This window comes from Micromonospora vinacea, assembly GCF_015751785.1.
In the GTDB taxonomy this organism is placed as follows: domain Bacteria; phylum Actinomycetota; class Actinomycetes; order Mycobacteriales; family Micromonosporaceae; genus Micromonospora; species Micromonospora vinacea.
On record NZ_JADOTY010000001.1, the window covers coordinates 6,194,389 to 6,220,522 of the forward strand.

A 26,134-nucleotide genomic window follows, 5' to 3' on the forward strand; every position below is an offset into this window, starting at 1 on the left:
TCGCTCACAGTCGATGCGAGGCGACCAGCGTCCGTGGCCGGGTCCCCGACTCACGACAAGAGGAACCGCCGATGAGATCAAGGATCGCACTGCTGGCCGCCGCGCTGGCGACGGCCCTGGCGACGATGACGGCCGTGGTCACTGTCGCCACCCCGGCGTCGGCCGCGACGCTCACCCAGGTGACCAACTTCGGCACCAACCCCACGAACCTCCAGATGCACCTGTACGTGCCGGACCGGGTCGCGGCCCAGCCGGCACTGCTCCTGGCCCTGCACTACTGCACCGGCAGTGGTCCGGCGGTGCACAGCGGCTTCGGGCTCAGCACCCTCGCCGATCGCTACGGCTTCATCGTGATCTACCCGTCGGTGACCCGGAGCAGCAAATGTTGGGACGTCTCGTCGCCGCAGGCCCTGCGCCGCGACGGTGGCAGCGACCCGGTCGGGCTGAAGTCCATGGTCGACCACGTCCGGAGCCGCTACCCGGTCGATGCGACCCGGATCTCCGTGGGTGGGTTCTCCTCCGGCGCCATGATGACCAACGTGATGGTGGGCCTCTACCCGGACCTGTTCAACGCCGGGTTCAGCTCCTCCGGGGTCCCGTTCGGGTGCTTCGCCACCACCAACGGCGCGGAGTGGAACAGCGAGTGCTCCGGCGGACGGATCGTCAGGACCGGGCAGCAGTGGGGCGACCTGGTCCGCAGCGCCTACCCCGGCTACTCGGGCAAGCGTCCCCGGTTCCAGATCTGGCACGGCACCACCGACACCACCCTGAGCTACGTCAACTTCGGCGAGCAGATCAAGCAGTGGACCAACGTGCAGGGTGTGTCGCAGACCCCCAGCTTCACCGACTCCCCGCAGACCAGCGCCACCCGTACCCGGTACGGGGGCACCGGCGGCACGGCCCCCGTGGAAGCGATCAGCTTCCAGGGGTACGGCCACTCCATCCCGTTCGACGCCGCGCAGGCCGTCCGGTTCCTCGGCCTCGACACCACGAGCCCGACCACCCCACCGCCCGGCGGCACGGCGGCGCCGCTGCGCAACACCGGCGCCAACCGCTGCCTGGACGTCCCGTCCCGGTCGCAGACCAACGGCACGCAGCTGGCGTTGTGGGACTGCAACGGCGGCACCAACCAGCAGTGGACGTCGACCGCCACGAAACAACTCCAGGTGTACGGCACGAAGTGCCTGGATGCCGAGGGCGCCGGGACCTCACCGGGCACCCGGGTGATCATCTGGGACTGCAATGGCGGCACCAACCAGCAGTGGAACGTCAACACCGACGGCACTGTCACCGGCGTGCAGTCCGGGCTGTGTCTGACGCCCAACGCCGCCGGGACCGCCAACGGCACCCCTGCGGTCCTGTCGAGCTGCAACGGCACGAACAGTCAGCGGTGGACCCGCAGCTGACGCGGTGACCGACGTCGGCGTACCCCGTCGGTTGCTCATGCGGCGTGTGGCCCGGCTCGGGATCCTTCCGAGCCGGGCCGGGTGGCGTCCCGCTGCTCGGGCCCGGACTCCGAACAGCGGGACGCGACCCGGCGGCCAGGGTCGAAACCGACGGTCGTCATCAGGGCGGCCCGGCTGCTCAGCGGTGTGCGCTGGGCATGTGAGCGGCCCGGTTGTCGTCGCACGACTGTCCCGGTTGCTGCGGTGCCCTGGAATCCCGGTGGCCGTTCATGCCTCGGCCGCGTGGCGCACGGGTCGCCCGATGGTGGTCCCGGGCCGTCTCGCGCCGGCCACGTGCCACCCGCCCCACGCCACGATCGTCGTCCGTCACGCCCTGAACCAGTGGCGACAGCTCCGTCACGCGGCCCGAGGTCGTTCGAGTATCGACGACTGTCCGTCACGTTAGCGCTAACAGTGAGCGATTGTCCATAGACAATGTTCTCTGTTTACCGCCGCCGGGTGGTTCGCGTGCACGCCGACGACAGTCGTGAGCGCGGGCGGAATAACCTTGCGGCATGCGGGGACGATTCGGTGCGGCCAGGCGGTGGTACGGGGAGCACCGGCGGTTGGTCCGCCGGACGGTCCTCGCGCTCACGGTGGGAGCGGTGGCGCTGGCCGGGGGCACTGTGGCCAGCGTGACGTGGATCCGCGACACCGCGGAGGGCCACCTCTACGGCGAGGCCGAGGTGCCGGACGCGCCGGTCGCCCTGGTCCTGGGCACCAAGGTGGACGCCGACGGCACGCCCTCACCCGTCCTCACGGCCCGGCTGGAGATCGCGCGGCGGCTGTTCGACGCCGGCAAGGTGCGGGCGATCCTCGTGTCGGGCGACAACATGAACGCCGACTACAACGAACCCGCCGCCATGCGGAACTGGCTGGTGGAGCGGGGTGTACCAGCGCACAAGGTGGTTCCGGACCACGCCGGTTTCGACACGTACGACTCATGTGCGCGCGCCGAGCGGATCTTCGGGGTGCGGCAAGCCACTGTGGTGACGCAGACCTTCCATCTTCCGCGTGCCGTGGCGCTGTGCCGACGCCTCGGCATCGACGCCAACGGCGTGGGTGACGACAGCGCGAAGCGGTACGCCCAGACGTGGTGGTTCAGTTCGTCCCGGGAGAACGGCGCCTGCCTGAAGGCCGCGCTGGATCTGCTCTCCGGGCGGGATCCGGCGCACCTCGGCCGCCGGGAGACGGGCGTCGACGACGCGTTGCGCGCCGGCTGACTGAGGTCACGACCGTGGTGGTGCGGCGCTGTCGCGGACGATGAGCTCGGTGGCGAGTTCGACCCGAGGGCTCTCGGTCCTCTCGCCTCCGGCGAGGCGCAGCACGGTACGCGCGGCCAGCATGCCCATCTCGGCCAGGGGTTGCCGGACTGTGGTCAGCGGCGGGGAGCACCACCGCACCTCCGGCAGGTCGTCGAAGCCGACCACGCTCACGTCGTCGGGCACCCGCAGGCCCCGTTTGCGGACCGCCTCGTAGACACCGAGCGCCATCTGATCGCTGGAGGCGCAGATGGCGGTGGGCGGGTCGGGCAGGGCCAGCAGCTGCGTACCCGCTGTGAAGCCGGCCTCGTGGTAGAAGTTGCCCGGGCGGATCAGGGCGTCGTCGATGGGGATGCCGGCGGCGCTCAGAGCCGCGCGGTAGCCGTCCATCCGGGCCCGGCTGCACATCAGGTGCGGCGGGCCGGCGATGAAGCCGATGCGGCGGTGGCCGAGGCTGATCAGGTACTGGTTGGCGCTGAGACTGCCCGCCCAGTTGGTGGCGCCGATGGTGGGTGACTCCTGCGGGTCGACCCCGGCCGGGTCGATGATGACGACCGGCAGGTGGAGCCGTCGCAGCTCGGCCTGCAACGGTGGGTTCACCATCGAGGTCACGAAGATGATTCCCTCGGTGGAGCGGGTACGCATGTTGTCGAGCCACTGCTTGGCCGAGGAGATGCGCCAGTGGATGGCCGACACGACGGTGCCGACTCCGCTGGTCTGGCCGACGTCCTCCACCCCACGGATGATCTCCACGGCCCACGGGCTGTCCAGGTCGTTGAAGACCAGGTCGATGAGGGCGGCGTCGGTGCGCCTGGCCGGTGACCGGCGGCGGTAGCCGTGCCGGTTGAGCAGGGCCTCGACGCGTTCGCGGGTGTCGGGGGCGACGTCGGAGCGGCCGTTGATGACCCGGGAGACGGTGGGCACGGAGACACCGGCCAACCGCGCGATCATGGCGATGGTGACGTTTCGGCCGTTCTCCGTGCCCACGGTCCCCCCTGTCATCCCTTGACGCTGCCGGTCAGACCGCCGATGAGTTGACGTTCGGCAACGGCGTAGAAGCCCAGGGCCGGCACCATGGACAGCACGACGTAGGCGAGCACCCGTGCGGTCTCGGCGGTGTACTGGCCCTGGAAGGCCTGGACTCCGACGGGTAGGGTCCACCAGCTCTGGTCGGTGAAGACGACCAGCGGGAGCATGAAGTTGTTCCAACTGGTCACCACGGCCAGCACCGACACGGTGGCCAGGGCGGGACGGGCCATCGGCAGCAGGACCCGCCAGAAGAACCCGAACGAGCCGCAGCCGTCGAGGACGGCGGCCTCCTCGACCTCGGCCGGGATGGTACGGAAGAACTGACGCAGGATGATGATGGTGATCGGCAGCCCGAAAGCGGCCTGGGGCAGGATGACGCCGAGCGGGTTGTCCAGCAGGCCCATGCCGCGAAGCAGGACGAACAGCGGCAGGATGGCCACCGCGAACGGGAACATCAGGCCGATCGCGAACAGGGTCACCAGGAACTCGCGACCCCGGAAGGCGTACCGCGCGAAGACGAACGCGGCCATCGCCGCCGCGGCGACGACGATGAAGGTGCTGCTCACGGCGATGAGAAGGCTGTTGCCGAGCTGCCGCCAGAACACCCCGGACGTCAGGATGTCGGTGTAGTTCGACGGCGTCCAGGGGTCGGGCCACCCCAGCGGGTTGGTGGAGAGCTGACCGTTGTCCTTGAAGCCGCCCAGCACACCGAACCAGACCGGTACGACGATGAGCGCTCCGACGACGACGCAGACGAGGTGCAGCACGAGGCTGCGGGTCCGCTGGGCGCGGTTCACCGTGCCGGTCATCGCTGGCCTCCCTGGTTGGTGATCGCTCCCGCGGTGTCACGACGCAGGACGATGCGCTGGTAGAAGAGGGCGAAGACGAGGCTCAGCAGGAACATGATGATGCTGATGGCGCTGGCGTAGCCGACCTCGAAACGGCGGAAGCCGTACTCGTACATCGTCACGGCCATGGTCTCCGACGAGTGGATCGGGCCGCCCCGGGTGAGCACCCAGACCATGTCGAACAGTTGGATGGTGCCGATGACCGACAGGAAGACGCTGATGCGGATGGTCGGCCCGAGCAGGGGCAGTGTGACGTGCCGGAACGCCTGCCAGGCGGTGGCGCCGTCGGTGACCGCGGCCTCCGACAACTCCTTGGGAATGCCCTGACGCGCGGCCAGGAAGAGCATCATGTAGAGGCCGAAGTACTTCCAGGACACCACGAGGAAGACGGCGTACAGCACGGTGTCCGGGTCGGCGAAGACCGCGCCGGCGTCGGCGCTCAACCACGTCGCGATCGCGTCGCCCAGGCCCCGGTTGGGTGAGAACACCAGGTCGAACAGGACGGCCGTGGTGACCTCGGAGAGCACGTACGGGGCGAAGAAGATCAGCCGGTAGGCGGCACGACCCCGTAGTGGCTGATTGAGCAGCATGGCCAGGGCCAACGCCGCGGGCAGCTGGACGACCAGGGACAGCAGCACCAGCACGAAGCCGCGCCACAGGTCACCACGGAAGGTCGGGTCCTGGAAGGCGCGGGTGTAGTTGTCCAGCCCGACGAAGTTCTCCGGCAGCCCGAAGCCGTTCCACTTGTAGAGGCTGGCGTAGCTGGCCACCAGGATGGGGGCGACGACCAGCAGCAGGAACAGCACCAGGGCTGGTGTGAGGAAGATGGCGAGGACGCCGCCGCGGCCCGGCCGGGGCTGGCGGCCACGCTGTCGCGCGGTGCCCGGCCCCGGTGCCGGCGGGTCCGTCGCCGGGTCGCCGCGCCTGGTGTCCGACACGGTCGATGGGCTGGTCATGCCTACTCCACAGGGGGTTCGCCGGCTACGGATGGGTGGGTGGTCACGGTCAGACGGTCTTCGCCACCTGGGTGATGTCCTTGACGATCTGGGCGGGCGACTTGTTGCCGGCGACCAACTCGGCGACGCTGTCGTTGATCTGCGACCCGAGCGCCGGCGCGTACGCCTGGTCGAGGTAGAGCTGGAAGCCGGTGTAGCCGGCGAGCGTCTCCGCGACGAGCTTGCCGTTGGCGTCGGGGATGGCCGTCGCGGCCTCCTTCACGGTCGGTAGCACCGCGCCGGTCTGCGCGGACTTGCGCTGGTTGTCCGCGCTGAGCAGGAACTTCAGGAAGTCCACGGTGGCCGCGGGGGCGTCCTTGCCGATGGCGAAGCCGTTGCCGCCGCCGAACACCTCGGTCGTGGCGCCCTTTCCACCTTCGACGGTGGGGAAGGGGAAGAAGCCGAGCTTGTCGCCGAGGCCCTTCTTGCTGGTGGAGCTGGATGCCTGCACCGCCGGCGCCCACTGCCCCATCAGCTCCATGGCCGCCCCGCCGTTGCCCATGGTGGCGGCCTGCCCGTCGGGCGTGCCGTACGCCGCGCCCAGGAACCCCTTCTGGAACGGCTGCAGGTCGACGAGTTCCTTGAGCCGGTCGCCGGCGGCGACGAGGTCAGGGGCGTCGAAGTTCTTGTCGTCGACGGCCTTCTGCAACGCGCCCACCCCACCGATGCGCATCGCGAGGTAGGACCAGTAGAAGTGGGCCGGCCACTTGTCCTTGCCCGCCAGGGCGATCGGGGTGATGCCTGCGGTCTTGAGCTGGCGGACCACGTCGAGCACGCCCGCCCAGGTGGTGGGCGCGGCGGTGATGCCGGCGCGGGCGAAGAGGTCCTTGTTGTACCAGAAACCGACCATGCCGATGTCGAACGGAACGCCGTAGATCTTGTCGTCGATCGTGTACGGCTCCATGGCGGCGGGCAGCAGGCCCCCGATCCACGGCTTCACGTCGTCGGTGATGTCCTTGACCAGGCCGGCGTCCACCTGTTGCTTGAGCACGCCACCACCCCAGGACTGGAAGAGGTCGGGCGGGTCACCGGCCTGGGTGGCGGTGGTGAGCTTGGCCTTGAACGCCTCGTTCTCCAGGGGCTGGATGTCGAGGGTGACGTTCGAGTGCGCGGCCTTGTATTCGTTGGCCAGCGCCGCCCAGACCGGCAGCATCGGCTCGGTGTTCTGGATGTGCCACCAGTTGATGGTCTGCGGGGCGTTCGGGTCGCTGGGCTCGTCGTCGCCGCAGGCGCTCAGCAGGAAGGCACCGGCGCCGGCACCGGCGAGGCCGAGCAGCGTTCGGCGGGAGAGGTGCGTGGTCATGATCGATCCCTTCGGGGACTTCCGGGGTGCTCGGACGCCGGCTGAGCGGGCGGGTGGGGATCTACGGATCTCCGAAACTTTCAATGCTTCGCCGGTAATACCGATCGATGGCCGGCACGCTACGAGCTGACGTCGCAACGGTCAAGACCTCTGTCCTATTGCGAAAAGACCGGCTAGCGTAGGCACAATCTTCAATGGCCGGAGACCGCGAGTTTCCGGAAGTTGCAGCCAGCCCGCCCAGAGGAGCGCTCGTGTCGACCGACATCGCTACCGTGGCGACCGCTACCCGGTCGATCCGCAATCCCATCCTTGCCGGGTTCCACCCGGACCCGTCGATCCTGCGCGTCGGCGACGACTACTACCTGGCCACCTCGACCTTCGAGTGGTATCCGGGCGTGCTCGTGCACCACTCGCGTGACCTGGTGAACTGGCGCAGCCTCGGTGGGATCATCACCGACCGGCGCCTGCTCGACCTGCGCGGATGCGGCGACTCCAACGGGGTGTGGGCGCCCGACCTGACGTATCACGACGGTCAGTTCCACCTCGTCTACAGCGACGTGGCCAGCTTCGCCAGCGGCTACTGGGATCCGCAGAACTTCCTGGTCACCGCCGAGGACATCACCGGCCCCTGGTCCGATCCGGTGAAACTGCACGGGCGTGGGTTCGACGCCTCGCTGTTCCACGACGACGACGGCACCACCTGGCTGCTGGGCATGAGCGCGGACTGGCGACCCGGCCGCGACCGCTTCGGCGGTATCGAGATCCAGCAGTACGACAGTGCCGCACGCCGCCTGGTCGGCAGCCCCCGCATCCTGTTCACCGGCTCACCGGTCGGGGTCACCGAGGGCCCGCACCTGTACCGCCACGACGGCTGGTACTGGCTGATCACCGCCGAGGGCGGCACCAGCTGGGAGCACCAGGTCACCGTGGCGCGGTCGCGGGAGCTGTTCGGGCCGTACGAGGTGGACCCGGACGGGCCGCTGCTCACCTCCTTCGGGCGACCCGAACTGCGGTTGCAGAAGGCGGGTCACGGCAGCCTGGTCCGCACGCAGAACGGCGAGTGGTACCTGGCCCACCTGGTGGGCCGCCCGTACTCCCCGCTGGGCAACTGCGTGCTGGGTCGGGAGACCGCGATCCAGCGGGTCGAGTGGCCGTCGGACGGCTGGCCGCGGGTCGCCGGAGGGGTGCCCGCGGACGACGTTGTCGCACCCGACCTGCCCGCGCACCCGTGGCCGGCGGAGCCCGAGACCGACCACTTCGACTCCCCCGAGCTGGGCCGGTGCTGGTCCACGCTGCGTCGGCCGGCCACCCCGGACTGGGTGGACCTGCACACCCGCCCGTCGTACCTGCGCGTCCACGGCGGGCAGTCGCCGGTCGGTCGCCAGGCACCCAGCCTGGTCGGGCGACGCGTCGGCGCGATGGGGTGCTCGCTGGAGACAGTGGTGGAGTTCGCGCCGGCCGACCACCGTCAGCTCGCCGGGATCACCGCCTACTACAACACCCTCAACTGGCACCACCTCTACCTGACCCGTGCCGACGACGGGCGGACGGTGCTGGAACTGCTCAGCTCCGACAACGGGCGACGCACCGCGTACCCCGATCTGACCGTCGACGTCGGCGGCGTCACCCGGGTCGGCCTGCGGGCCGTCTTCGACGGGCCGGCGGTGCGCTTCGACTACGACCTCGGCGCCGGTTGGCAGGGACTGCCGGTCGAGCTGGACGCGACAATCCTGTCCGACGAACACGCCGCGCTGATCATCGACGGTGAGCCGGCGGCGTGGGGATTCACCGGCGCCTTCCTCGGCCTGTGGGTGCAGGATTTGGGCGGCGACGGCGTGCACGCCGACTTCGACCTGGCCACCTACCGGGAGCAGTGACCACGCGGACGGCACTCGGCGGGTGCCGTCCGCGTTCCCACTCGTCCTACCTGACCTGGGCGGCGACGGCGCGCAGCTGACCGAGGGTGGTGCGGAAACCGTGGCCGGACGCGGCCGGGTCCTCGGCGAGCAGGCCGCTGACCGCCATGGTCTGCGAGCGGGTCGTGGCGGCGGTCTCCGCGCCGGATCCGCTCAGGTCGAACACGCCGAAGTCGCCGCTGAGCGTCCGGAACGTCGGGGCCGCCGGGTCCTGGGCGAGGTAGAGGACCACGAACTGGCCGGCCTCGAGCGTCGACATGTGTGCCATGTCCGGCACACCGGCGGGCAGCGGGGCGAGTGTGATCCGCGCCCCGGCCCGTACGCTCGACCCGCTCGTCGCGCGCAGCACCTCGTCGACCCGGAATCCGGCCGCCTCAACCTCACCGCGTACCACCAGGTCCGCGGTTTCGCTGAGCTGCCGCACTGTGCCGTACCCGCGCAGCTTGCCCTTGATCGGCGGGGGCGCGACGTCGGTCGGTGTGGCCGCGCTGGTCGGGGCGGTGCTGGTCGGGGCGGGCGCGGCCGCCGGGTCTGCGCCGCCGCTGCCGCAGGCGGACAACGCCGCGGCGGCGAGCACAGCGGCGGCCGTGGCCCACAGAGCCCGGGTACGGCGACTGTCGACTGCCATGGAACGCTCCTCGCGTCTCGGTGCCGTCCCGGGTCGTCTCGCTCGGAACGCGGCACTGCTTACGCCCTCTATCTGTGCGTCCCGGGCACCGAGTTCCATCTTTTTTTCTCGGCCTCAGTTGTTTCGGGCTCGGCTCTTGCGGGCTCAGCTCGGCGCTTGCGGGCTCAGCGCCGCTCGCGGGCGAGCTGACGGAGCTCGGCCACCGTGGTGACGAACGCGCGGCCCGCCCCGGCGGCGTCCTCGGCGCGCAGACCGGTCACCGACATCCCCGGTGACCGGCTGGTGGCCGTCTCCCCAGCGAGGTCGAAGATCCCGAATTCGCCGCCGAGCGGACGGTAGAGACGCGCACCCGGGTCCGCGAGGCCCAGGTACAGGACGGTCGGCCGGCCGGTCGTTCCGAACAACTCCGCCGCAACCGAGATCTCGGTGGGCACCGGGGCGTCCGGGGCGCGGTAGAGCACCTCGGCCACCCGGTAGACCGCCCGCCCGTCCGTCACCGACGTCACCTCGCCACGGACCACCAGCTCAGCCGCGTCGGTGAGTTGACGCACCGTGCCGTACCCACGATTCTTGGCGGCCGTGCCCGGCGGTGCCTGCCGAGCGGCCGGGCGGCTCGCCTCGGGGGACGGGAGCGCCACCGGGGGCGCGTCGCCGGACCGTACCGCGAGTCCTCCGCCCGCCGCGACCACTACCAAAGCGGCCGCCGCGAGCGCGGGCCGCAGCGGCACAAAAGCCCTTCTTCGGGTACGCGGCCGCTGCGCGATCGCCGTCAGCAGGCGCGTGCGGTGCAGCTCGTGCCGGCCCGCCGGCAGGTCGTGGTCACCGGGATGGGGGGCGATCTGCGCCCACTCGGCCGGGTCCGGCGCGCTCACTGGCTGCCCTCCCGCACGAGCGAGGCGTCCACGACCGCAGGCCGGGCGGCGCGCGGTGGGGCGTCGACGAGGGTACGGAGCCGGGCGCGGGCCCGCGACAGCCGGGACCGCACCGTGCCGACCGGGACACCCAGCGCCTCCGCCGCGGACTCGTAGTCGAGGCCCTCCCACAGGCACAGTGTCAGCACCTCGCGCTCGGGTCGTCGCAGCCGGGCCAGGGCGTCGATCGCGGCGGCGATACGTCGGCTGTCGTCGAGTCGACCGGCGACCTCGTCGGCGTGGTCGGGCACTGTGACGTCGGAGGCGAGCAGCGCGGCGGCCATCCGGCGGTAGCGGCGGTTGCTGCGGATGTGGTTGCGGGCCTCGTTGGTGGCGATGCCGAGCAGCCAGGGACGCAGCGACCCGCCCTCCGCGGTGACCCGCTCCCGGGAACGCCAGGCTTGCAGGTACGTGGCGGCCATGACGTCCTCCGCCGTGGCCCAGTCGGCGGTCAGCCGGAACGCGTGGTTGTACACCGAGCGCGCGTACTGGTCGAACAGCTCGGCGAACGCGCCGGGGTCACCGGCTCGCACCCGAGCGCGCAGACTCGACTCCATGACCATCTTCTGTCCGTCGGACGGTGCTGGTTCCGACGGACCGGCCCGTTGATCAGTTACGGCCCGACGATAGCCACCGGCAGGTACGTCCCGCCAACGACGGGATGAACAGGTGCCGTCACGCCTCGCGGTCGCCGATTGACGAGGAATCGACGTACTGGTATCTGTTAATACAGTTTCCTGATGCTTGGCCCCGGCGCGGCAGTTCGGCCCCGACGGGCACCGCGAACCGACCGGCCGGCGGCACGCCGCCCCTTCCCCGAGGAACACCATGGTTCACAAGAGAACAGCCGCCTACGTCGTGGGCACCCTGCTGGTCGGCGTCGCCGCAGTCGGCTACGGCCTGCCGTCGGCGAGCGCCGCGACCGCCGGCCCGATCACCGGCCTCGGCGGCAAGTGCGTCGACGTGGCCGGCGCCAGCTCGGCCAACGGCACGCCCGTCCAGCTCTACGACTGCAACGGCAGCGCGGCCCAGACGTGGACCGTCGGCAACACCGACAACTCGATCCGGGCACTCGGCAAGTGCCTGGACGTCACCGCCGCGTCGACCGCCAACGGCGCCAAGGTGCAGCTGTACGACTGCAACAACACCGGCGCGCAGAAGTGGACCGCCAGCAACGGCGCGCTCGTCAACTCCGGCTCCGGCAAGTGCCTCGACGTCACCGACCGGAGCACCGCGAACGGCGCCCGGTTGCAGATCTGGACCTGCGGCGGCACCACGAACCAGCTGTGGACCCTGCCGGGCGGCGGCAGCACCCCCACCCCCACACCCACCACCCCGAGCGGGACCAACCTCGACGACCCGGCGAAGAAGAACGTCGCCATGCAACTCGTCTCGGCCGCGGAGAACTCCTCGCTCGACTGGCGCGCGCAGTTCTCCTACATCGAGGACATCGGCGACGGGCGCGGCTACACCGCCGGCATCATCGGCTTCTGCTCCGGCACCGGCGACATGCTCGAACTGGTCGAGGCGTACACCCGCACCAAGCCCGGCAACGTGCTCGCCGGCTATTTGCCGGCGCTGCGCAACGTCAACGGCACCTCGTCGCACGCAGGCCTCGACCCCAACTTCCCGCGCGACTGGCGGACCGCGGCCACCGACTCGGTGTTCCAGGCCGCCCAGGAGGCCGAACGCGACCGGGTCTACTTCAACCCGTCGGTACGCGACGGCAAGAACGACCAGGTCCGGGCACTCGGCCAGTTCGCCTACTACGACGCGGCGGTCATGCACGGGTACGAGGGCATGCGGCAGATCCGTAACCGCGCCCTGAACCGGGCCAAGCCACCGGCCCAGGGCGGCGACGAGCGGACCTGGCTCAACGCCTTCCTCGACGAGCGGGTCATCGAGATGAAGAAGGAGGAGGCCCACTCGGACACCTCACGCGTCGACACCGCCCAGCGGGTGTTCCTCAACAACGGCAACTTCAACCTGAACACACCGCTGGTGTTCGCCGTCTACGGCGACCAGTTCCGCATCGGCTAGGCCGCTGGATGGTGGCGGGTCGCCGGCACGGAGTTTCGGCTCGCCGACGACCTCGCCGCCTGGCCCTCTCGGCTGCCTGAACCACTTACCTGCCAAGGCTCTTCTCACGATCGGCGTGCCGACACCGCCGCCACGGCTGGGACTGGCAGGCTCAGTCTCCGTGAACGACGGCAAGGATTGGTTCGCCTGGCACAGCCCGTACGCCGATGACGACTCGCCGCTGGCACGCCGGCTACGGCTGGTTCAGCAGCACATCGCCGCCTGGTTCGATGAGCGACCGGGCAAGCCTGTGTCGGTGGTCAGCATGTGTGCCGGCCAAGGTCACGACGTTTTGAACGTGCTGGCCTCGCGCCCCGACGCCACACGGGCCGATGTCACCCTGATCGAGTCTGACCCGCGCAACGTCGCCGCAGCCCGAGCCAAAGCAGTCACCGAGAACCTCGAAACCGTGACCGTCATGCAGGCCGACGCGGGTGACCTCGCCTCCTACCGACAGGCGGTGCCTGCCGACCTCGTCATCATGGCGGGAGTCCTGGGCAACATCAGCGACGCCGACGCCCACGCCACCATCAACGCACTGCCGCAGCTCTGCGCCGCTGACGCCACGGTGATCTGGACGAGGACCCGACGCGCGCCTGACCTCACACCAAGGATCCGAACGTGGTTGGCCGACGCCGGGTTTGCCGAACGGGTCTTCCACGCCCCCGACGGCGTGCTGTTTTCCGTCGGCGTTCACCGCTTCGCCGGCACCCCGCAGCCGCTGGCCACCAACGGCGAGATCTTCACGTTCATCGCGTGACACCGGGCGGACCGTTTTACGGCAGGATCCTCCGGATGAACCGGCCTCTGCTCCTGCTGGACATCGACGGCGTTCTCAGTCCCTACGGGACCCGTCAACCACCCGCCGGTTACACCGAGCACCACCTGTTCCCCGGCGAGGAGCCCGTACGCGTCAACCCCAGCCACGGCGCCTGGATCACCGAAGCGAGCGCCATCCTGGACATCGCCTGGGCCACGAGCTGGAACGACGAGGCCAACCAACTCCTCGCCCCGCTTCTGCGCATCGCTCCCCTGCCCGTGATCACCATGCCACCCGCGCCGTTCCACCCGAGCGACAAGATCCCCGTCATCGCCGCCTACGCCCAGCAACGGCCAACGGCATGGATCGACGACCTCCACACGCCGCAAGCCCACATCTGGGCCGCAGCACGCAGCAGCCCCACCCTGTTGATCACCGCCGACCCGTCGGTCGGCCTGACCCGTAGCTCCATCGATCACGTCATGGCCTGGGCCAAGGCTCTTCAGCAGCCCGTCGGCGAATAGCTAGCGACGCCCCAGCCCTCGCTCATACCCGGACCTCAGGCAGCGCCGTCGACATCCAGCGCTCGCCCATACCGGGACCAGGCGGTGCCGTCGACACCCAGCCCTCGCTCATGCCAGGGCACCAGCCAGCACTGTCGACACCAGCTCTCGGCATCGCCGGGCAGCCGGCCCATCCTGGCCTGGGAGGAGTTCGGCACCGACGAACCCTCCGGCGAGTCGCCAGGTGAATCGATCATGGTGACTGGAACTGTCGTACACCTGTTCTAGTGTCGGGGCATGCTCGAGGAGTTGGCGTTTGCAGACGACGCGGTCGCCGCGTGTGTCGACGCTGCTGCCTGGGCCCTCCCGGAACAGGACCTGATCGCCGCACTCGACGCCGTGCACCGCTTGGAGCAGCGGCTCGCCGCCGTCAAACTCGCTCTGGTCCGCGAGGTCGACGGCCGCGGCACCGCCCGCACCCAGGGAGCCTCCTGCACCGCGGTCTGGCTCCGCGAACGACTGCGCCTCACCATCCCCGCCGCCCGCCGCCTGATCGACCTCGCCACCGCCCTCGACACCGGCAACCCGGGGATACGACAAGCGTTGGCTGACGGCGCCATCAGCCTGGACCAGGCCCGGGTCATCGCCGACACCGCCACCACCGTCCAGGCCACCGCCGACGCCGAGACCGCCGACAAGGCGGTCGGTGTGCTCGTCGGCTGGGCCGCACAGTTCGACCCCACCCACCTCCGCAAACTCGGCACCCGCATCCTCGACCACGTCGCCCCCGACATCGCCGAAACCGCCGCCCAAGCCGCCCTCGACGCCGAAGCACGCCGCGCCACCCACGACCGCCACCACCTCACCCTGTCCGAGCAGACCGACGGCCGACTCCGACTCACCGGCACCCTCGACGCCGAAACCGCCGGCCTGCTCCGCGCCGCCATCGACCCACTGACCACCCCGTCCGGACCGGACGACACCCGATCCCCCGGACAACGCCGCCACGACGCCCTCACCGACATCTGCCGACTCACCCTCCGCACCGGCCAACTGCCCGACAGCGGCGGCGACCCCGCCCAGATCGTCGTCACCACCACCTACGACGAACTAACCCGACAGCTCAGCAGCGGCACCCTCGACACCGGCCTCAACCTCACCCCGGACACCGTGCGTCGACTCGCCTGCGACGCCACCATCCTGCCCGCCGTCCTCGGCGGCACCGGCCAGGTCCTCGACGTCGGTCGACAACGCCGCCTCATCACCGGGCCGCTGCGCCGCGCCCTGGTGCTTCGCGACCGCGGCTGCACGTTCCCCGGCTGCGACCGCCCACCGCGCTGGTGCGACGCCCACCACATCCACCACTGGGCCGACGGCGGCACCACCAGCCTGACAAACGCCGTGCTGCTCTGTGGCCACCACCATCGGCACGTCCACCAGACCGACTGGGTCGTCCGGCTCGGCGACGACGGACATCCGGAGTTCATTCCACCCGCCTGGCTCGACCCCGAACAGCTCCCCCGCCGCAACCACTACCACCGACGAACATAGGAGCAGCCAGCAGCCAATCCGTCGGAGACATCGCCGCTGGGCAGTGGCGCTGTCGCGAATCCGGGAGATCGCGGTAAGGCCGGCTGGAGATCTGGCGACCCTATTGCCTCAGGAAGGTGGCCACCGCCCGACGGAAGTCGTGCGGATTCTCGACCCACGGAAGGTGGCCGGCCCCGGTGAGGCTCACCCGCTGGCTGTTGGCCAACGCGCGGTGCAGCGAGTCGACGGCCCAGCGGGGCCGGATGTCCTCGGTGCCGTCGATGATCAGCACGGGCAGGTCGAGCGCTCGGCACTGCGCGGCCATGTCGGATCTGCTGAGCTCTTGCTTGACCTCGGCGTTGACGGCCTGGCTGCAGTCGTGGTTGATGCCCAGCCACGGCGTGGCCATGCGATCGGCGTGATGCAGTGCCGCACCGTGGTCGGCGAAGTCGGCCGACCATTGCAGCACCGCCCATTCACGTTCCTCTGCGGGGGTGCGGTCGCGCGCGCTGAGGGCCTCCCATCGGTCCAGATGAGGCCCGAGCCGCAGCCTCAGATTCCGCTTGTAGTGCGGGTGCCAGCCGCGATCGGGATCAATGCCGGTCCCGGACACGTAGATCAGATGGCTGACCCGTTCGGGGTGTTCGATGGCGTACCGCAATGCCAGGTGTGCACCCCACGAATGGCCCAACAGGGCCGTCCGTGGCCCGGCCAACTGGTCCCATACCGCGTCGAGATCGGCCACGAAGCGGGCGATGCCGTACGGTCCGCGCCGCTGCGAGCGCCCACAACCGCGCTGATCCCACCGGATGGTGCGGGCATGCTGCTCGAGCAGCCGGGTTACCGGGGCGAGATAGTCCCAGAGACCCGGACCTCCGTGACAGAGCACCAGAGGCGGCCCGGCGCCGGCCTGTTCCGCCCACAGGCGGCAGTCGTCGTCGCGCACGCGCAAGTCCACATCGCCAGTATCGCGTGGCGACTTGACCTCAAGCTCGGGTTAGGTCCTAGCCTCCGGTATCGGAGGTTACGCATGAGCATGGAAGTTACGGCGTGGATGTCCTTGCACCACGCGATGAACGCGCAGGATGAGCGACCGCTGTCCCGCGCCACCTTGAAGCGGATCGCGCAGTTCGCACGGCCACACCGCGCCCTGATCGTCAGGTTCCTGTTGTTGAGTGTGGTGACGGCGGTTCTCACTGTGGCGGCGCCCGTTCTCGCCGGTCGGGTGGTCGACGCGATCGTCGACGGCGCCGACAGCGGCGTGGTGATCCGGTTGGCCGTACTGATCGCCGTGATCGCCCTCGCCGAGGCCGGGCTGGGGCTGGTCACGCGGTTCCTCTCCGCCAGCATCGGTGAGGGGCTGATCGTCCAACTGCGGACGGCTGTCTTCGACCACGTCCAGCGCATGCCGGTGGCGTTCTTCACGCGTACCCGCACGGGTGCGCTGGTCAGCCGCCTGAACAACGACGTGATCGGTGCGCAGCGGGCCTTCAGCGACACCCTGTCGAGTGTGGTCGGCAACGCCGTCACGCTGATGCTGACGTTGGCCGTGATGCTCACCTTCTCCTGGCAGATCACGCTGCTGGCGCTCGTCCTGCTGCCCATCTTCGTTCTCCCGGCCCGCCGGATGGGTTCGAGGCTCGCTCAGTTGCAGCGGGAAGCGGCCGAGCACAACGCGGCCATGAGCACGCGGATGACGGAACGGTTCTCCGCACCCGGCGCCACGCTGGTCAAGCTGTACGGGCGGCCGGCCGAGGAGTCCGCCGAGTTCGCGGCGCGGGCACGTCGGGTCCGGGACATCGGCATCCGTGCGGCGATGCTGCAGTGGGTCTTCATCACCGCGCTCACGGTCGTCGGCTCGCTGGCGCTGGCCCTGGTCTACGGGCTCGGTGGTCTCTACGCCCTGCGGGGCAGCCTCGACGCCGGGACGGTGGTCGCCCTCGCGCTGCTCCTGTCGCGTCTCTACGCACCGTTGACCTCGTTGGCCAGCGCTCGGGTCGAGGTGATGAGCGCACTGGTGAGCTTCGAGCGGGTGTTCGAGGTCCTCGACCTCAAGCCGCTGATCCTCGACAAGCCGGACGCTCGCCCTCTTCCGGAAGGGCCGGTCGCTGTCGAGTTCGAGGGGGTCCGGTTCGGCTACCCCTCGGCGGACAAGGTGTCGCTCGCGTCCCTGGAGGACGTGGCGAAGCTCGATACGCGCGGCGGCGAGGAGGTGCTGCACGGGGTGTCGTTCCGCGCCGAGGCGGGGCAGATGGTGGCGCTCGTCGGCTCCTCCGGTGCGGGCAAGTCGACGATCGCGCAGCTCGTGCCGCGTCTGTACGACGTCGAGGACGGCGCGGTGAAGCTCGCCGACGTCGACGTACGTGAGCTGTCCGCCGAGTCGATCCGGACCGCGTTGGGTGTGGTGACCCAGGACGGGCACCTGTTCCACGAGAGCATCCGCGCCAACCTGGCGTTCGCCCAGCCCGACGCGACCGAGGACGAGATGTGGGAGGTGCTCCAGCGGGCCCGACTCGACGACCTGATCCGCAGCCTTCCCGATGGGCTGGACACCGTCGTCGGCGAGCGCGGATACCGCCTGTCCGGTGGGGAACGGCAACGGCTCACCATCGCGCGACTGCTGCTGGCCCGTCCGCGCGTGGTCATCCTCGACGAAGCCACCGCGCATCTCGACTCCACCTCGGAGGCGGCGGTGCAGGACGCCCTCGCCGAGGCGTTGACCGGCCGGACGAGCGTGGTCATCGCGCACCGGCTCTCCACCATCCGGGCGGCCGACCAGATCCTCGTCGTGGAGGCCGGGCGCATCGTCGAACGCGGGCGACACAATGACCTGCTCGCGGCGGGCGGCCGCTACCACGAGTTGTACCGCACCCAGTTCGCCCAGGAGAAGCCGACGGTCCAGGAGCAACGCGTCGCCATATAACGCACGCGGTGGTCGGTCCGCCCAGGAAGGACGGTCCGACCACCGCGTCACAACGCGCCGCCGCCCACCCCCGTGGAAGCACCGGGGTGGGCAGCGACGGCGGTCAGTCGTTGTCGTCGTCGTCCTTGTCGTCGGCATCGTTGTCGTCGTTGTCATCGTCGTCGACCGGCTCCTGCTCGGCCTTGACCACGGAGCCGTTGTCCCGGTCGACGTCCACCTCGTGCTCGGTGTCGCCCGCGACGATCTCGACGCTCCACACCGGTCGGCCGTTTTCCTGCTCGGCTTCGACCTCGACGATCTGACCACCACCGGCCTTGGCGAGCGCGATCTCACCGGCGCGCTTCTCGTCGACCGCGCTGCCCGCTGGCGAGGTGCCCGCCGACGGCGTACCCGATGGGGTGCCTGCCGACGGCGTGCCGCTGCCGCCCGGCGCGGTGCTGGTGGCGCTGCCGCCCGGCGCGGTGCTGGTGGCGCTGCCGCCCGGCGCGGTGCTGGTGGCGCTGCCGTCCGGCGCGTCCGTGGCCGTCGGGGCGACGGTCGCCGCGGCGAGTGCCGTGCCGCCGGTCCGCGAGTCGTTCGCGGCGTTGACGCCCAGCGCGACCCCGGCCACCGCCAGCACCGCCGAACCGCCGACCGTCGCCAGAAGCAGATTGGTGCGCTTCATCGTGGTGTCTACCTTTCCTCGGATGTCAACTCCTTGGTTGTCGGCTCCGAGGATCCGCTGAACTGGGATAGCACCGCGCTGTCCGAACGCTAAGGCCGGGTTAAGCCGGCGGTGGTGTCGACCCTGCGGCCGGGCCCTCGGCCTGGGCTGGTCAGAGCGCCATCTTCATGAAGACGTCGGCGCGGGCGTACGGCGGCAGCGGGATCTGATCCGGACTCACGTGCTGGAAACCGGTGGTCTCGTAGAGGTGCACCGCGTTCGCGAGCCTGGTGTTGCTGCCCAGGAACAGGGTGGTCGCGCCGAGCTCGCGGGCGCGCGCGATCGCCGCCTCGATGAGCTGGCGGCCGATGCCCCGGCCGCGCACCGTCGGGAGCACCGTCATCTTCGACAGTTCGAAGACGTCGTCCGAGCTGCGGACCAGGGCGACACAGCCGATGATCTCCTCACCGTCGCGGACGATCAGCACGTCGCCACCCGGGCCGACGATGGCGGTGAACGGGTCGTTGAGCGTCTTGCGGTCCGACTCCTCAATGGTGAAGAAGTGGGAGATCCATTCTTCGTTCAGCGTCCGGAAGGCCTCGGCCTCCGCAGTGGTCGTCATGGACGTGATGGTCAGCGTGCTCGGCTTCATGGTTGGATTCTCCGGCCACCGCTATTCGAACGTCCAGTATCTTGTTCGGGGCCATCCGTATCCTAGAGATATGGAACCCGAGTTGCGCCACCTGCGCTACTTCGTCGCGGTCGCCGAGGAGCTCCATTTCGGCCGGGCCGCGGTGCGGCTGCGGATGGCCCAGCCGCCGCTGTCACAGCAGATCCGCCAGCTCGAGGCGATGATCGGCACGCCGCTGTTCGTTCGTACCTCCCGGTCGGTGGCGCTGACGCCCGCGGGCGAGGCGTATCTGGACCGGTGCCGGCGGGTGCTGGCCACCGTGGCCGACGACGTGCACGAGGCGGGTCGGATCGGGCGCGGGGAGCAGGGGCGCTTCGACATCGGTTTCGTCAGTTCGGCGATTCAACTCGGGCTGGCTGGGCCGATCCGTCGATTCCGCGAGCGCCATCCGGCCGTCCACCTACGCCTGCACGAGGCGTACACGGCGCACATCGTCGACCGGTTGTTGAACGGCGAGGTCGATCTCGGCGTGGTTCGGGACGCGGACGACCGCGACGACCTGGTCGGCACCACGTTCGCCACCGAGTCCTTCGTCGCCGTCCTGCCGGCCGATCATCCGCACGCCGGAGACCTCGCGATCGACGCCGCGGTGCTGCGCGACGACCCGTTCGTCTTCTTCCCCCGGGTGGCCGGCGAGCGGGCCTACCAGCGCAATCTTCGGCCGTGCCTGGAAGCCGGCTACACACCGAACATCGTCCAGGACGCCACCAGTTGGGCCACAGTGGCGCATCTGGTCGCGGCCGGACTCGGGGTGACGATCGCCCCGGCGAGCATCTCCGCCGTGGTGCCCGCTTCGGTGGGAGTGCTGCCGTTGACCGGCACCGAGGCCACCACCGAGGTGCAGATCCTGCGCCGCCGACAGGACGACCGGATCACCTCGACGGGCTTCGAGGCCGCGGGGCCGGCTTCCTGAGCTGCCCGCTGCGCCACCTGCCGTATCGGCACGGTTAGCCGCGCCGGTTGAGTTCGGCTTCCAGCCGCTGGACGAGCGTCTTGCGGTCCTTGCTGGCGCGCTCGTTACGCAACGCGGTCTTGAGCTGTCGCGTGTCGAGGCCACGGACCAGCTTGGCCGCCTCCGCGACCGACATCTCCGACATCCGTCCGGCGGTGGTGGCGTCCCGACGCGCGCGTTTGGCCGGCCCGGTGTTGGCGACGTACTGCTTGCCGGATCGGGACGCTTCGCGCTTCTTCGTGTCGGTCGCGCGCTTCTGGTTCTCCGACATCTCCTCCCAGGCCTTCTTGGGCAGGTAGCGACTCGTCGTGCCGCCCTTGCGCGCCCGGGTGTCACCCTCTTTCGTCTGCCATTTCTCGTTGCCCCAGCGCTGGAGAGACTTCTGCCGCTCGTCCTTTTCGCCCAGGAATCCGCCGCCGCGCTTCTTGTACTCCTGAGTGACCAGCTGCGACTTGCGTGCCGACCACTGTCCCGGTCGGCCGCCCTTGTCGGAGGCCTTGACCTCTTCCTTGATCTGCTCTCTGAGCTCGGGTTTCGTGTACCGCGCCATGACTGGCAGCTACCCGGCACCGCAGCGCCTATGCATCCGGCGGTGACGCCGGAGGCCCGAGCCGGAGCAGCACCTGCGCGCCGCCGCCCGGGCCGGCCCGCAACTCCAGTCGACCCCCGGCGGCCTGCGCGGCACGGCGGGCGATGTCCAGGCCGAGACCGGTGGACCCGGCCGCGCTGGCGCCCCGCCGGATCGCCCCGGCGGTCATGCCCGGGCCCTCGTCGGCGACAGTCAGGACCACCTCGCCCACCTCCCTGGCCAGCCGGACGGCGAACGGCGTCCCGTCGGGGGTGTGCGCGAAGACGTTGCCGAGCAGGGCGTCCACCGCCGCCGTCAGGTTGTCGGCGGCCACGCCGACGGGAAGGGGGCCGGGTGTCAGATCGAGGGTGACGGCCCGGCCGGTGTCCTCGGCCAGCACCGACCAGAACGCGACCCGGTCGGCGACGATCGCCGCCGCGTCCGAGACGGCCGGCTGTGCCGGTGCGTGCCGCCACCGGGCCTGGCGGATCAGCCCGGTGACCGCGCGTTCGAGCCCGTCGGCGGCGGCGGTGATCCGGGCGGCGTCGTCCGGGTCCCGCAACGACTCCGCCTCCAGCCGCAACGCCGTCAGCGGCGTACGCAGCTGGTGCGACAGGTCGGCGACCTGTTCGCGCTCCTGCACCAGGAGCACCTGGATCCGGGTGGCGAGATGGTTGAGCGCGCCGGCCACCTCCCGCAGTTCGGGTGGGCCGGCCGGCGTGACCCGGGCGTCCAACTCGGCGTTGGCCAGCCGGTGTGAGACGGCCGAGAGGTCGCTGATGGGCCGGACCAGGGTGCGCGCCAGCCGGTCGGCAACCAGCAGCCCGATCAGCACGAGGATCACGCCGAGCAGGGCCAGTACCAGCCAGGCACGGGTGACCCCGGCGGTCAGCTCGCGCTGCGGCACCGCGATCCGGATCACCCCGGTGCCGTCCGCCCGACCCTGCACGGCGATGACCACCTCCCGGCCGGCCGCCGACTCCCCGGTGAGGCTCTGTCCGCGCGCGGCGAGGGCAACCGCGGGCGTACGCGGTGTCTGGGCGCCGAGCACCGTGCCGTCCGGTAGGAAGACGCTCACCGGCCGCCCGGACTCTGCGGCGAGTTGCTCGACGGTGAGCCGGATGGTCGCTGCGTCGGCGGTGCCGACCACCGGCACCAGGCTCTGCGCGTCGGCGGTGGCCCGGACGGTGGCCCGGTCCTCGGCGACGGTGCGGACCAGCAGCGCCAACGGCACCAGGAACGCGATGAGGGTGAGGACGCTGACCGCGGCGACCAGCAGCGCGAGACGCGCCCTCACGGCTGCGCCGCCGGGGCTTCGAGACGCACCCCGACACCCCGCACGGTGTGCAGGTAGCGGGGCTGTTGGGCGTTCTCCCCCAACTTGCGACGCAACCAGGACAGGTGCACGTCGACGGTCTTGTCGGCGCCGCCGTAGGGGATCTGCCACACCTCCGTGAGCAGCTCACGTTTGGTGACCACCTGGCCGGGTCGGCCGGCGAGGTGGTGCAGCAGATCGAACTCGCGGGGCGTCAACTCGACCGCGGCACCGTCGAGGGTGACCTGCCGGGCCCGGGGGTCGACGCGGAGCCCGCCGACGACGAGCGTGAGGTCCTGCCCGTCGGCACCGGAGGGGCCCCGCCGCAGCACCGCCCGGACGCGGGCGTCGAGCTGGGCCGCGGTGAACGGCTTGACCACGTAGTCGTCGGCGCCCGCGTCGAGTACCCGGACGATCTCGGTCTCGTCGTCGCGCGCGGTGGCCACGATGACCGGCACCGCGCTGACCGCGCGCAGCATCCTCAGCAGCTCGCGGCCGTCCAGGTCGGGCAGGCCCAGGTCGAGCACGACGAGGTCGGGTCGGTCGTCCAGCGCGTCGCGGAGCCCGGCCATCGCGGTCGAGGCCGCGGCCACCGCGTGGCCGCGTTCGCGCAGGGCCCGGATCAGCGGGGTACGGATCGTCAGGTCGTCCTCGATGAGCAGTAGGCGCGGCACACCTGGCAGGCTAGCGGCTCACCGCCTAGGACCACGCGATCTCGCCGTGGCGGTCGACGAAGCGGCCCGAGCCGTGTCCCGGGCCTTCCGTCGCGAGGGCGACGATGGCGTCGGTGCCCTCGGTGACGGTCTGCGGACCGCTGTTTCCATTGAGGTCAGTGGCGGTGTATCCGGGGTCGGCGGCGTTGATCCGGATGTCCGTCATCGCCTTGGCGTACTGGGTGGTCAGCATGGTGAGCGCCGCCTTGGAGGACGTGTAGACGGGGGCGATGACACCCGATTCGGCTCGTGAACGGTCATGGGTGGCCGCCAGTGAGCCCATCGCACTGCTCACATTGATGATCACTGGGTCGGGTGAACGGCGCAGCAGCGGCAGGAACGCGGTTGTCGTCCGCACCACGCCGAGGAGGTTGACATCGAAGACAGCGAGCAGGTCGCCGCTGGTCAATTCGCTCGGGTCACCGAACGGGCCGTGGATGCCCGCGTTGTTGATCAGCACGTCGATGCGGCCCTCGCGCTTCTCGACCTCGGCGGCCGCGGCGGCGACCGAGTGGTCGTCGGTGACATCGATCTGCACGAAACGGGCTCCGAGCCTGTCCGCCGCCGCAGCGCCCAGCTCGGGGTCGCGAGCGCCGACGAGAACGGTGTGGCCCAGCTCGATGAGGCGGCGGGCGGTCTCGCGACCGAGCCCCTTGTTGGCTCCGGTGATAAAGGTGATCGTCATGCACCCATCGTTTGTCGCCGTCCAGGCCTGTGCCAGAGACGCCGCGACGGTAGGACAAGCAATACCACCCTCGTCGTGGCGGGGTGCGAAACAATCGAGGCGTGATGACGCAGGCTGCGGGACTGGGGGCGACGATCCGTGCCTGGCGCGACCGCCTGTCGCCGGCCTCGACCGGGCTGCCCGCCGGCCATGGGCGCCGAGCCGCCGGGCTGCGACGGGAGGAGTTGGCCGAGCTCGCCGGGGTGTCGGTCGACTACATCGTGCGCCTGGAACAGGGGCGGGCGACCACCCCGTCGGCGCAGGTGACCTCCGCGCTCGCTCGTGCCCTACAGCTGACGTCCGCCGAGCGCGACCATCTCTTCCGGCTGGCCAACCTTGCCCCACCGACGGACGACCAGATTTCTGACCACATTCCTCCGGGCGTGCAGCGGGTGGTGGGCCGCCTCGGTGACGCTGCCGTCGCCGTGTTCGCCGCGGACTGGCAGGTGATCTGGTGGAACCCGAGTTGGGCGGCGCTGCTGGGCGACCCGTCGGCGTCCCCGCCGGTTCGTCGCAACTTCGCCCGCGACACCTTCCCGGTGAACTCCGACGGACCGGGGATGTCACGCTGGCCCGTGATCTCACTGGACGCCGCTGCCACGAGCGCCGCCGTCGTTTCCGACCTGCGGCGGGCCACCGGCCGGTTTCCCCGTGATCGACGCCTGGCGAAGCTCGTCCGTGATCTCGCCGAGGGCAACGAGCAGTTCGCCAACCTGTGGGCGGCCGGGACGGTCACCGCTCACCGGGAAGACCGCAAGATCGTCGAACACCCGGCGGTCGGTACTGTCCGGGTCGACTGCGATGTCCTGACCGACGGCGACGCCGAACTGAAGATCGTGATCCTCACCGCGGCCCCGGGCACCGATGACGAGACCAAGATCCGCCTCGCCACGGTGGCAGGCGTCCACCAACCGGCGGGTTCTGCGGACCTCGACGACAGGGCCCGCCACCCGGGCAGGCGTTAACCGTGCCTTAGGGTCCGGATGTGCCGGCGGCAACCGTGGATCGGGGATAGTCAGGGGATGGGCCGTCGTTCGATCCTCGTCGCCACCGGATGGGTGGCCACCGCCGCCATCGCGACCCTGATCGGGCTGGGCGCGATCCGGTTGGTGGGCGAGAGCCTCACCGGCACGCCGGGTGGGGTGCGCAGCGAGGCCGAGATCGAGCGGGCGCTCGCCTCACCGGAGCCGGTGCCCGCCGGCACCACAGACACCGCATCGGCCGGGCCGGGCACGACGGGGCCCGCGCCGAGCGCCAGCTCCGGGGCCCGCCGGGGGTTCGCCACCGACGGCGGCACGGCCGTCGCCGAGTGCGGCGTTGGCGGCGTACGCCTCGTCTCCTGGGCGCCCGCGCAGGGTTACCGGGTCCGCGACGTGGACCGAGGCCCGGACGACGACGTCGAGGTCACGTTCCAGGGTGCGGCCCGGGAGTACGAGTTGAAGGTGCGCTGCATCGGCTCGGAGCCGGTGGCCGTCGCCGACGACTGACGACCTGGGAGCAGGTGAGGTGGGTGTCGCGGCGGTTCAGCGGCTCTGCAGAGCGTCCACCAACCTTCGGAGCGTCGCGCGCGCATTCTCGAGATCGCTGAGGCTGAGACCCGCTCGCTCGACGGCGTCCCGGCGGTCGGCGTCCGAGCGTTCCAGGAGGCCGGTGAGCGTGCCCAGCCCTTCTGTCGTGAGTGTCACCAGTGGCGCACGGCGGTGATCGGGGTTGTCGTGCAACTCCACCATCCCGGCTCGGGCCAGGTCGTCGACCACTCGCTGCACACTCTGTCGAGCGAGGCCGAGTCTGCGCGCCGCGCTCGCGACGGTGCGGGCGCCGTCGGAGAGCACGCTCATCACGTGCCATCGGGCGGCAGTTTGTCCGGCTTCTCGGGCCAGCTCCTCGCTTGAGCGCCGAGACTCGCCTGCCAGTTCGTACACGTCTGCCATCAGCAGCCGATACGCGTCGACCCGGTCCTGCTTCTGTTCGGTCATCGCCGGGATGCTAGCGCACGTTGACAGCCTATTACTGGAATGACAGCATGCTGTCATGATTCTTCGACTGTGGAGCGGGTGGACCGAGCCCGCTCTCGCTGACGCCTACGACCGGCTGTTGACGCAGGACATCGCGCCCGCGATCCTCGCCCGGCGCGTCGACGGGCTTCGGGAGCTTCGGGTTCTGCGTCGTTCCCCGCAGGAGTTGGACCCCGCCGAGGGCAGCGAATTTCTCACCGCCATGACATTCACCGACTTCGCCGCGGTGTCGGCCTTCACCGGCGGCGATCCGTCCGCCTCCGTTGTCCCGCCCGCGGCCCGTGACCTGCTCGGGCGCTTCGACAGGCAGTCCCGGCACTATGTGAGCCGAGCGGTGTTCCGCGCCGATGATGGACAGCCGCCGGGCGTCGGGTGAGCAGC

At 70.3% G+C, this 26,134-nt stretch carries 28 protein-coding genes; 12 read left to right on the forward strand and 16 right to left on the reverse strand.

Annotation, left to right across the window (positions count from 1 at the left end):
* Positions 1–71: 71 nt before the first annotated feature.
* Positions 72–1,406 (forward strand): extracellular catalytic domain type 1 short-chain-length polyhydroxyalkanoate depolymerase, encoded by a 1,335-nt coding sequence (locus IW249_RS28975; protein ID WP_196923672.1) that lies wholly within the window; start codon positions 72–74, stop codon positions 1,404–1,406.
* 554 nt (positions 1,407–1,960) lie between these two features.
* On the forward strand, positions 1,961–2,668 hold the full coding sequence (locus IW249_RS28980) for a SanA/YdcF family protein (protein WP_196923673.1): 708 nt from the start codon (positions 1,961–1,963) through the stop codon (positions 2,666–2,668).
* Between the two features lie 6 nt (positions 2,669–2,674).
* On the opposite strand, the gene IW249_RS28985 is transcribed toward IW249_RS28980, so the two are convergent.
* The 4 genes from IW249_RS28985 to IW249_RS29000 are packed head-to-tail and all read right to left on the reverse strand — an operon-like array spanning position 2,675 to position 6,882.
* Positions 2,675–3,709 carry a LacI family DNA-binding transcriptional regulator gene (locus IW249_RS28985; protein ID WP_231392693.1) on the reverse strand — a complete coding sequence of 345 codons (1,035 nt, stop codon included), beginning with the start codon at positions 3,707–3,709 and terminating at the stop codon, positions 2,675–2,677.
* The gene (locus IW249_RS28990) at positions 3,706–4,545 is read right to left on the reverse strand and encodes a carbohydrate ABC transporter permease (RefSeq protein WP_196923674.1); all 840 of its coding nucleotides are present in this window, start codon (positions 4,543–4,545) and stop codon (positions 3,706–3,708) included. The genes IW249_RS28985 and IW249_RS28990 overlap by 4 nt, the downstream gene beginning before the upstream one ends.
* The gene (locus tag IW249_RS28995; protein WP_196923675.1) at positions 4,542–5,540 is read right to left on the reverse strand and encodes a carbohydrate ABC transporter permease; all 999 of its coding nucleotides are present in this window, start codon (positions 5,538–5,540) and stop codon (positions 4,542–4,544) included. The genes IW249_RS28990 and IW249_RS28995 overlap by 4 nt, the downstream gene beginning before the upstream one ends.
* Before the next feature lie 49 nt (positions 5,541–5,589).
* A complete protein-coding gene (locus tag IW249_RS29000; RefSeq protein WP_196923676.1) occupies positions 5,590–6,882 on the reverse strand; it encodes an extracellular solute-binding protein in 1,293 nt (430 codons plus the stop codon).
* A 251-nt stretch (positions 6,883–7,133) separates the two neighbouring features.
* Between IW249_RS29000 and IW249_RS29005 the strand changes: the two genes are divergently transcribed.
* Positions 7,134–8,759, forward strand: coding sequence for a glycoside hydrolase family 43 protein (locus IW249_RS29005; RefSeq protein WP_307788743.1), 1,626 nt, complete (start codon positions 7,134–7,136; stop codon positions 8,757–8,759).
* Positions 8,760–8,805: 46 nt separating this feature from the next.
* On the opposite strand, the gene IW249_RS29010 is transcribed toward IW249_RS29005, so the two are convergent.
* From IW249_RS29010 to IW249_RS29020, 3 genes are all read right to left on the reverse strand, one after another.
* Positions 8,806–9,426: a hypothetical protein gene (locus tag IW249_RS29010; protein WP_196923678.1), complete on the reverse strand. Its 621-nt coding sequence runs from the start codon at positions 9,424–9,426 to the stop codon at positions 8,806–8,808.
* 164 nt (positions 9,427–9,590) lie between these two features.
* A complete protein-coding gene (locus tag IW249_RS29015) occupies positions 9,591–10,298 on the reverse strand; it encodes a hypothetical protein (protein WP_196923679.1) in 708 nt (235 codons plus the stop codon).
* The gene (locus IW249_RS29020) at positions 10,295–10,894 is read right to left on the reverse strand and encodes an RNA polymerase sigma factor (protein WP_196923680.1); all 600 of its coding nucleotides are present in this window, start codon (positions 10,892–10,894) and stop codon (positions 10,295–10,297) included. The genes IW249_RS29015 and IW249_RS29020 overlap by 4 nt, the downstream gene beginning before the upstream one ends.
* A gap of 271 nt (positions 10,895–11,165) precedes the next feature.
* On the opposite strand from IW249_RS29020, the gene IW249_RS29025 reads away from it, so the two are divergent.
* From IW249_RS29025 to IW249_RS29035, 3 genes are all read left to right on the forward strand, one after another.
* Positions 11,166–12,377, forward strand: coding sequence for a chitosanase (locus IW249_RS29025; RefSeq protein WP_196923681.1), 1,212 nt, complete (start codon positions 11,166–11,168; stop codon positions 12,375–12,377).
* A gap of 160 nt (positions 12,378–12,537) precedes the next feature.
* On the forward strand, positions 12,538–13,176 hold the full coding sequence (locus IW249_RS29030) for a methyltransferase domain-containing protein (protein ID WP_196923682.1): 639 nt from the start codon (positions 12,538–12,540) through the stop codon (positions 13,174–13,176).
* Between the two features lie 35 nt (positions 13,177–13,211).
* The gene (locus IW249_RS29035) at positions 13,212–13,700 is read left to right on the forward strand and encodes an HAD domain-containing protein (protein ID WP_196923683.1); all 489 of its coding nucleotides are present in this window, start codon (positions 13,212–13,214) and stop codon (positions 13,698–13,700) included.
* Between the two features lie 35 nt (positions 13,701–13,735).
* Here IW249_RS29035 and IW249_RS29040 read toward each other — a convergent pair whose 3' ends face one another.
* Positions 13,736–13,936, reverse strand: coding sequence for a hypothetical protein (locus IW249_RS29040; RefSeq protein WP_196923684.1), 201 nt, complete (start codon positions 13,934–13,936; stop codon positions 13,736–13,738).
* A 40-nt stretch (positions 13,937–13,976) separates the two neighbouring features.
* Here IW249_RS29040 and IW249_RS29045 point away from each other — a divergent pair, with 40 nt between their 5' ends.
* The gene (locus IW249_RS29045; RefSeq protein ID WP_196923685.1) at positions 13,977–15,230 is read left to right on the forward strand and encodes an HNH endonuclease signature motif containing protein; all 1,254 of its coding nucleotides are present in this window, start codon (positions 13,977–13,979) and stop codon (positions 15,228–15,230) included.
* 100 nt (positions 15,231–15,330) lie between these two features.
* On the opposite strand, the gene IW249_RS29050 is transcribed toward IW249_RS29045, so the two are convergent.
* Positions 15,331–16,155 (reverse strand): alpha/beta fold hydrolase, encoded by an 825-nt coding sequence (locus IW249_RS29050; protein WP_307788744.1) that lies wholly within the window; start codon positions 16,153–16,155, stop codon positions 15,331–15,333.
* Between the two features lie 84 nt (positions 16,156–16,239).
* Between IW249_RS29050 and IW249_RS29055 the strand changes: the two genes are divergently transcribed.
* The gene (locus IW249_RS29055) at positions 16,240–18,132 is read left to right on the forward strand and encodes an ABC transporter ATP-binding protein (protein WP_196923687.1); all 1,893 of its coding nucleotides are present in this window, start codon (positions 16,240–16,242) and stop codon (positions 18,130–18,132) included.
* Between the two features lie 103 nt (positions 18,133–18,235).
* Here IW249_RS29055 and IW249_RS29060 read toward each other — a convergent pair whose 3' ends face one another.
* Together IW249_RS29060 and IW249_RS29065 are read right to left on the reverse strand one after the other, a co-directional pair.
* Positions 18,236–18,796: a PepSY domain-containing protein gene (locus tag IW249_RS29060; RefSeq protein ID WP_196923688.1), complete on the reverse strand. Its 561-nt coding sequence runs from the start codon at positions 18,794–18,796 to the stop codon at positions 18,236–18,238.
* Between the two features lie 151 nt (positions 18,797–18,947).
* Positions 18,948–19,397, reverse strand: a complete 450-nt coding sequence (locus IW249_RS29065; protein ID WP_231392694.1) for a GNAT family N-acetyltransferase — start codon at positions 19,395–19,397, stop codon at positions 18,948–18,950.
* Here IW249_RS29065 and IW249_RS29070 point away from each other — a divergent pair.
* The gene (locus tag IW249_RS29070; protein WP_196923690.1) at positions 19,396–20,379 is read left to right on the forward strand and encodes a LysR substrate-binding domain-containing protein; all 984 of its coding nucleotides are present in this window, start codon (positions 19,396–19,398) and stop codon (positions 20,377–20,379) included. The two genes, IW249_RS29065 and IW249_RS29070, sit on opposite strands and share 2 nt — an antisense overlap.
* A 34-nt stretch (positions 20,380–20,413) precedes the next feature.
* Here the strand turns inward: IW249_RS29070 and IW249_RS29075 are convergent, their stop codons facing one another.
* The 4 genes from IW249_RS29075 to IW249_RS29090 are packed head-to-tail and all read right to left on the reverse strand — an operon-like array spanning position 20,414 to position 23,699.
* Positions 20,414–20,968, reverse strand: coding sequence for a DUF5872 domain-containing protein (locus tag IW249_RS29075; RefSeq protein ID WP_196923691.1), 555 nt, complete (start codon positions 20,966–20,968; stop codon positions 20,414–20,416).
* Between the two features lie 28 nt (positions 20,969–20,996).
* Complete coding sequence (locus IW249_RS29080; protein ID WP_196923692.1) at positions 20,997–22,283, reverse strand: sensor histidine kinase; 1,287 nt, start codon at positions 22,281–22,283, stop codon at positions 20,997–20,999.
* Entirely contained in the window at positions 22,280–22,975 is a 696-nt protein-coding gene (locus tag IW249_RS29085; RefSeq protein ID WP_196923693.1) for a response regulator transcription factor, read from the reverse strand. Before IW249_RS29085 ends, IW249_RS29080 begins: the two co-directional genes overlap by 4 nt.
* A 25-nt stretch (positions 22,976–23,000) precedes the next feature.
* A complete protein-coding gene (locus IW249_RS29090) occupies positions 23,001–23,699 on the reverse strand; it encodes an SDR family NAD(P)-dependent oxidoreductase (RefSeq protein WP_196923694.1) in 699 nt (232 codons plus the stop codon).
* Between the two features lie 104 nt (positions 23,700–23,803).
* Here IW249_RS29090 and IW249_RS29095 point away from each other — a divergent pair, with 104 nt between their 5' ends.
* Together IW249_RS29095 and IW249_RS29100 are read left to right on the forward strand one after the other, a co-directional pair.
* On the forward strand, positions 23,804–24,703 hold the full coding sequence (locus tag IW249_RS29095) for a helix-turn-helix transcriptional regulator (protein WP_231394402.1): 900 nt from the start codon (positions 23,804–23,806) through the stop codon (positions 24,701–24,703).
* Positions 24,704–24,760: 57 nt separating this feature from the next.
* A complete protein-coding gene (locus IW249_RS29100; protein ID WP_196923696.1) occupies positions 24,761–25,225 on the forward strand; it encodes a septum formation initiator in 465 nt (154 codons plus the stop codon).
* Positions 25,226–25,261: 36 nt separating this feature from the next.
* Here IW249_RS29100 and IW249_RS29105 read toward each other — a convergent pair whose 3' ends face one another.
* Positions 25,262–25,714 carry a MarR family winged helix-turn-helix transcriptional regulator gene (locus tag IW249_RS29105; protein ID WP_196923697.1) on the reverse strand — a complete coding sequence of 151 codons (453 nt, stop codon included), beginning with the start codon at positions 25,712–25,714 and terminating at the stop codon, positions 25,262–25,264.
* A 55-nt stretch (positions 25,715–25,769) separates the two neighbouring features.
* On the opposite strand from IW249_RS29105, the gene IW249_RS29110 reads away from it, so the two are divergent.
* Positions 25,770–26,129, forward strand: a complete 360-nt coding sequence (locus tag IW249_RS29110) for a hypothetical protein (RefSeq protein WP_196923698.1) — start codon at positions 25,770–25,772, stop codon at positions 26,127–26,129.
* Positions 26,130–26,134: the final 5 nt, after the last annotated feature.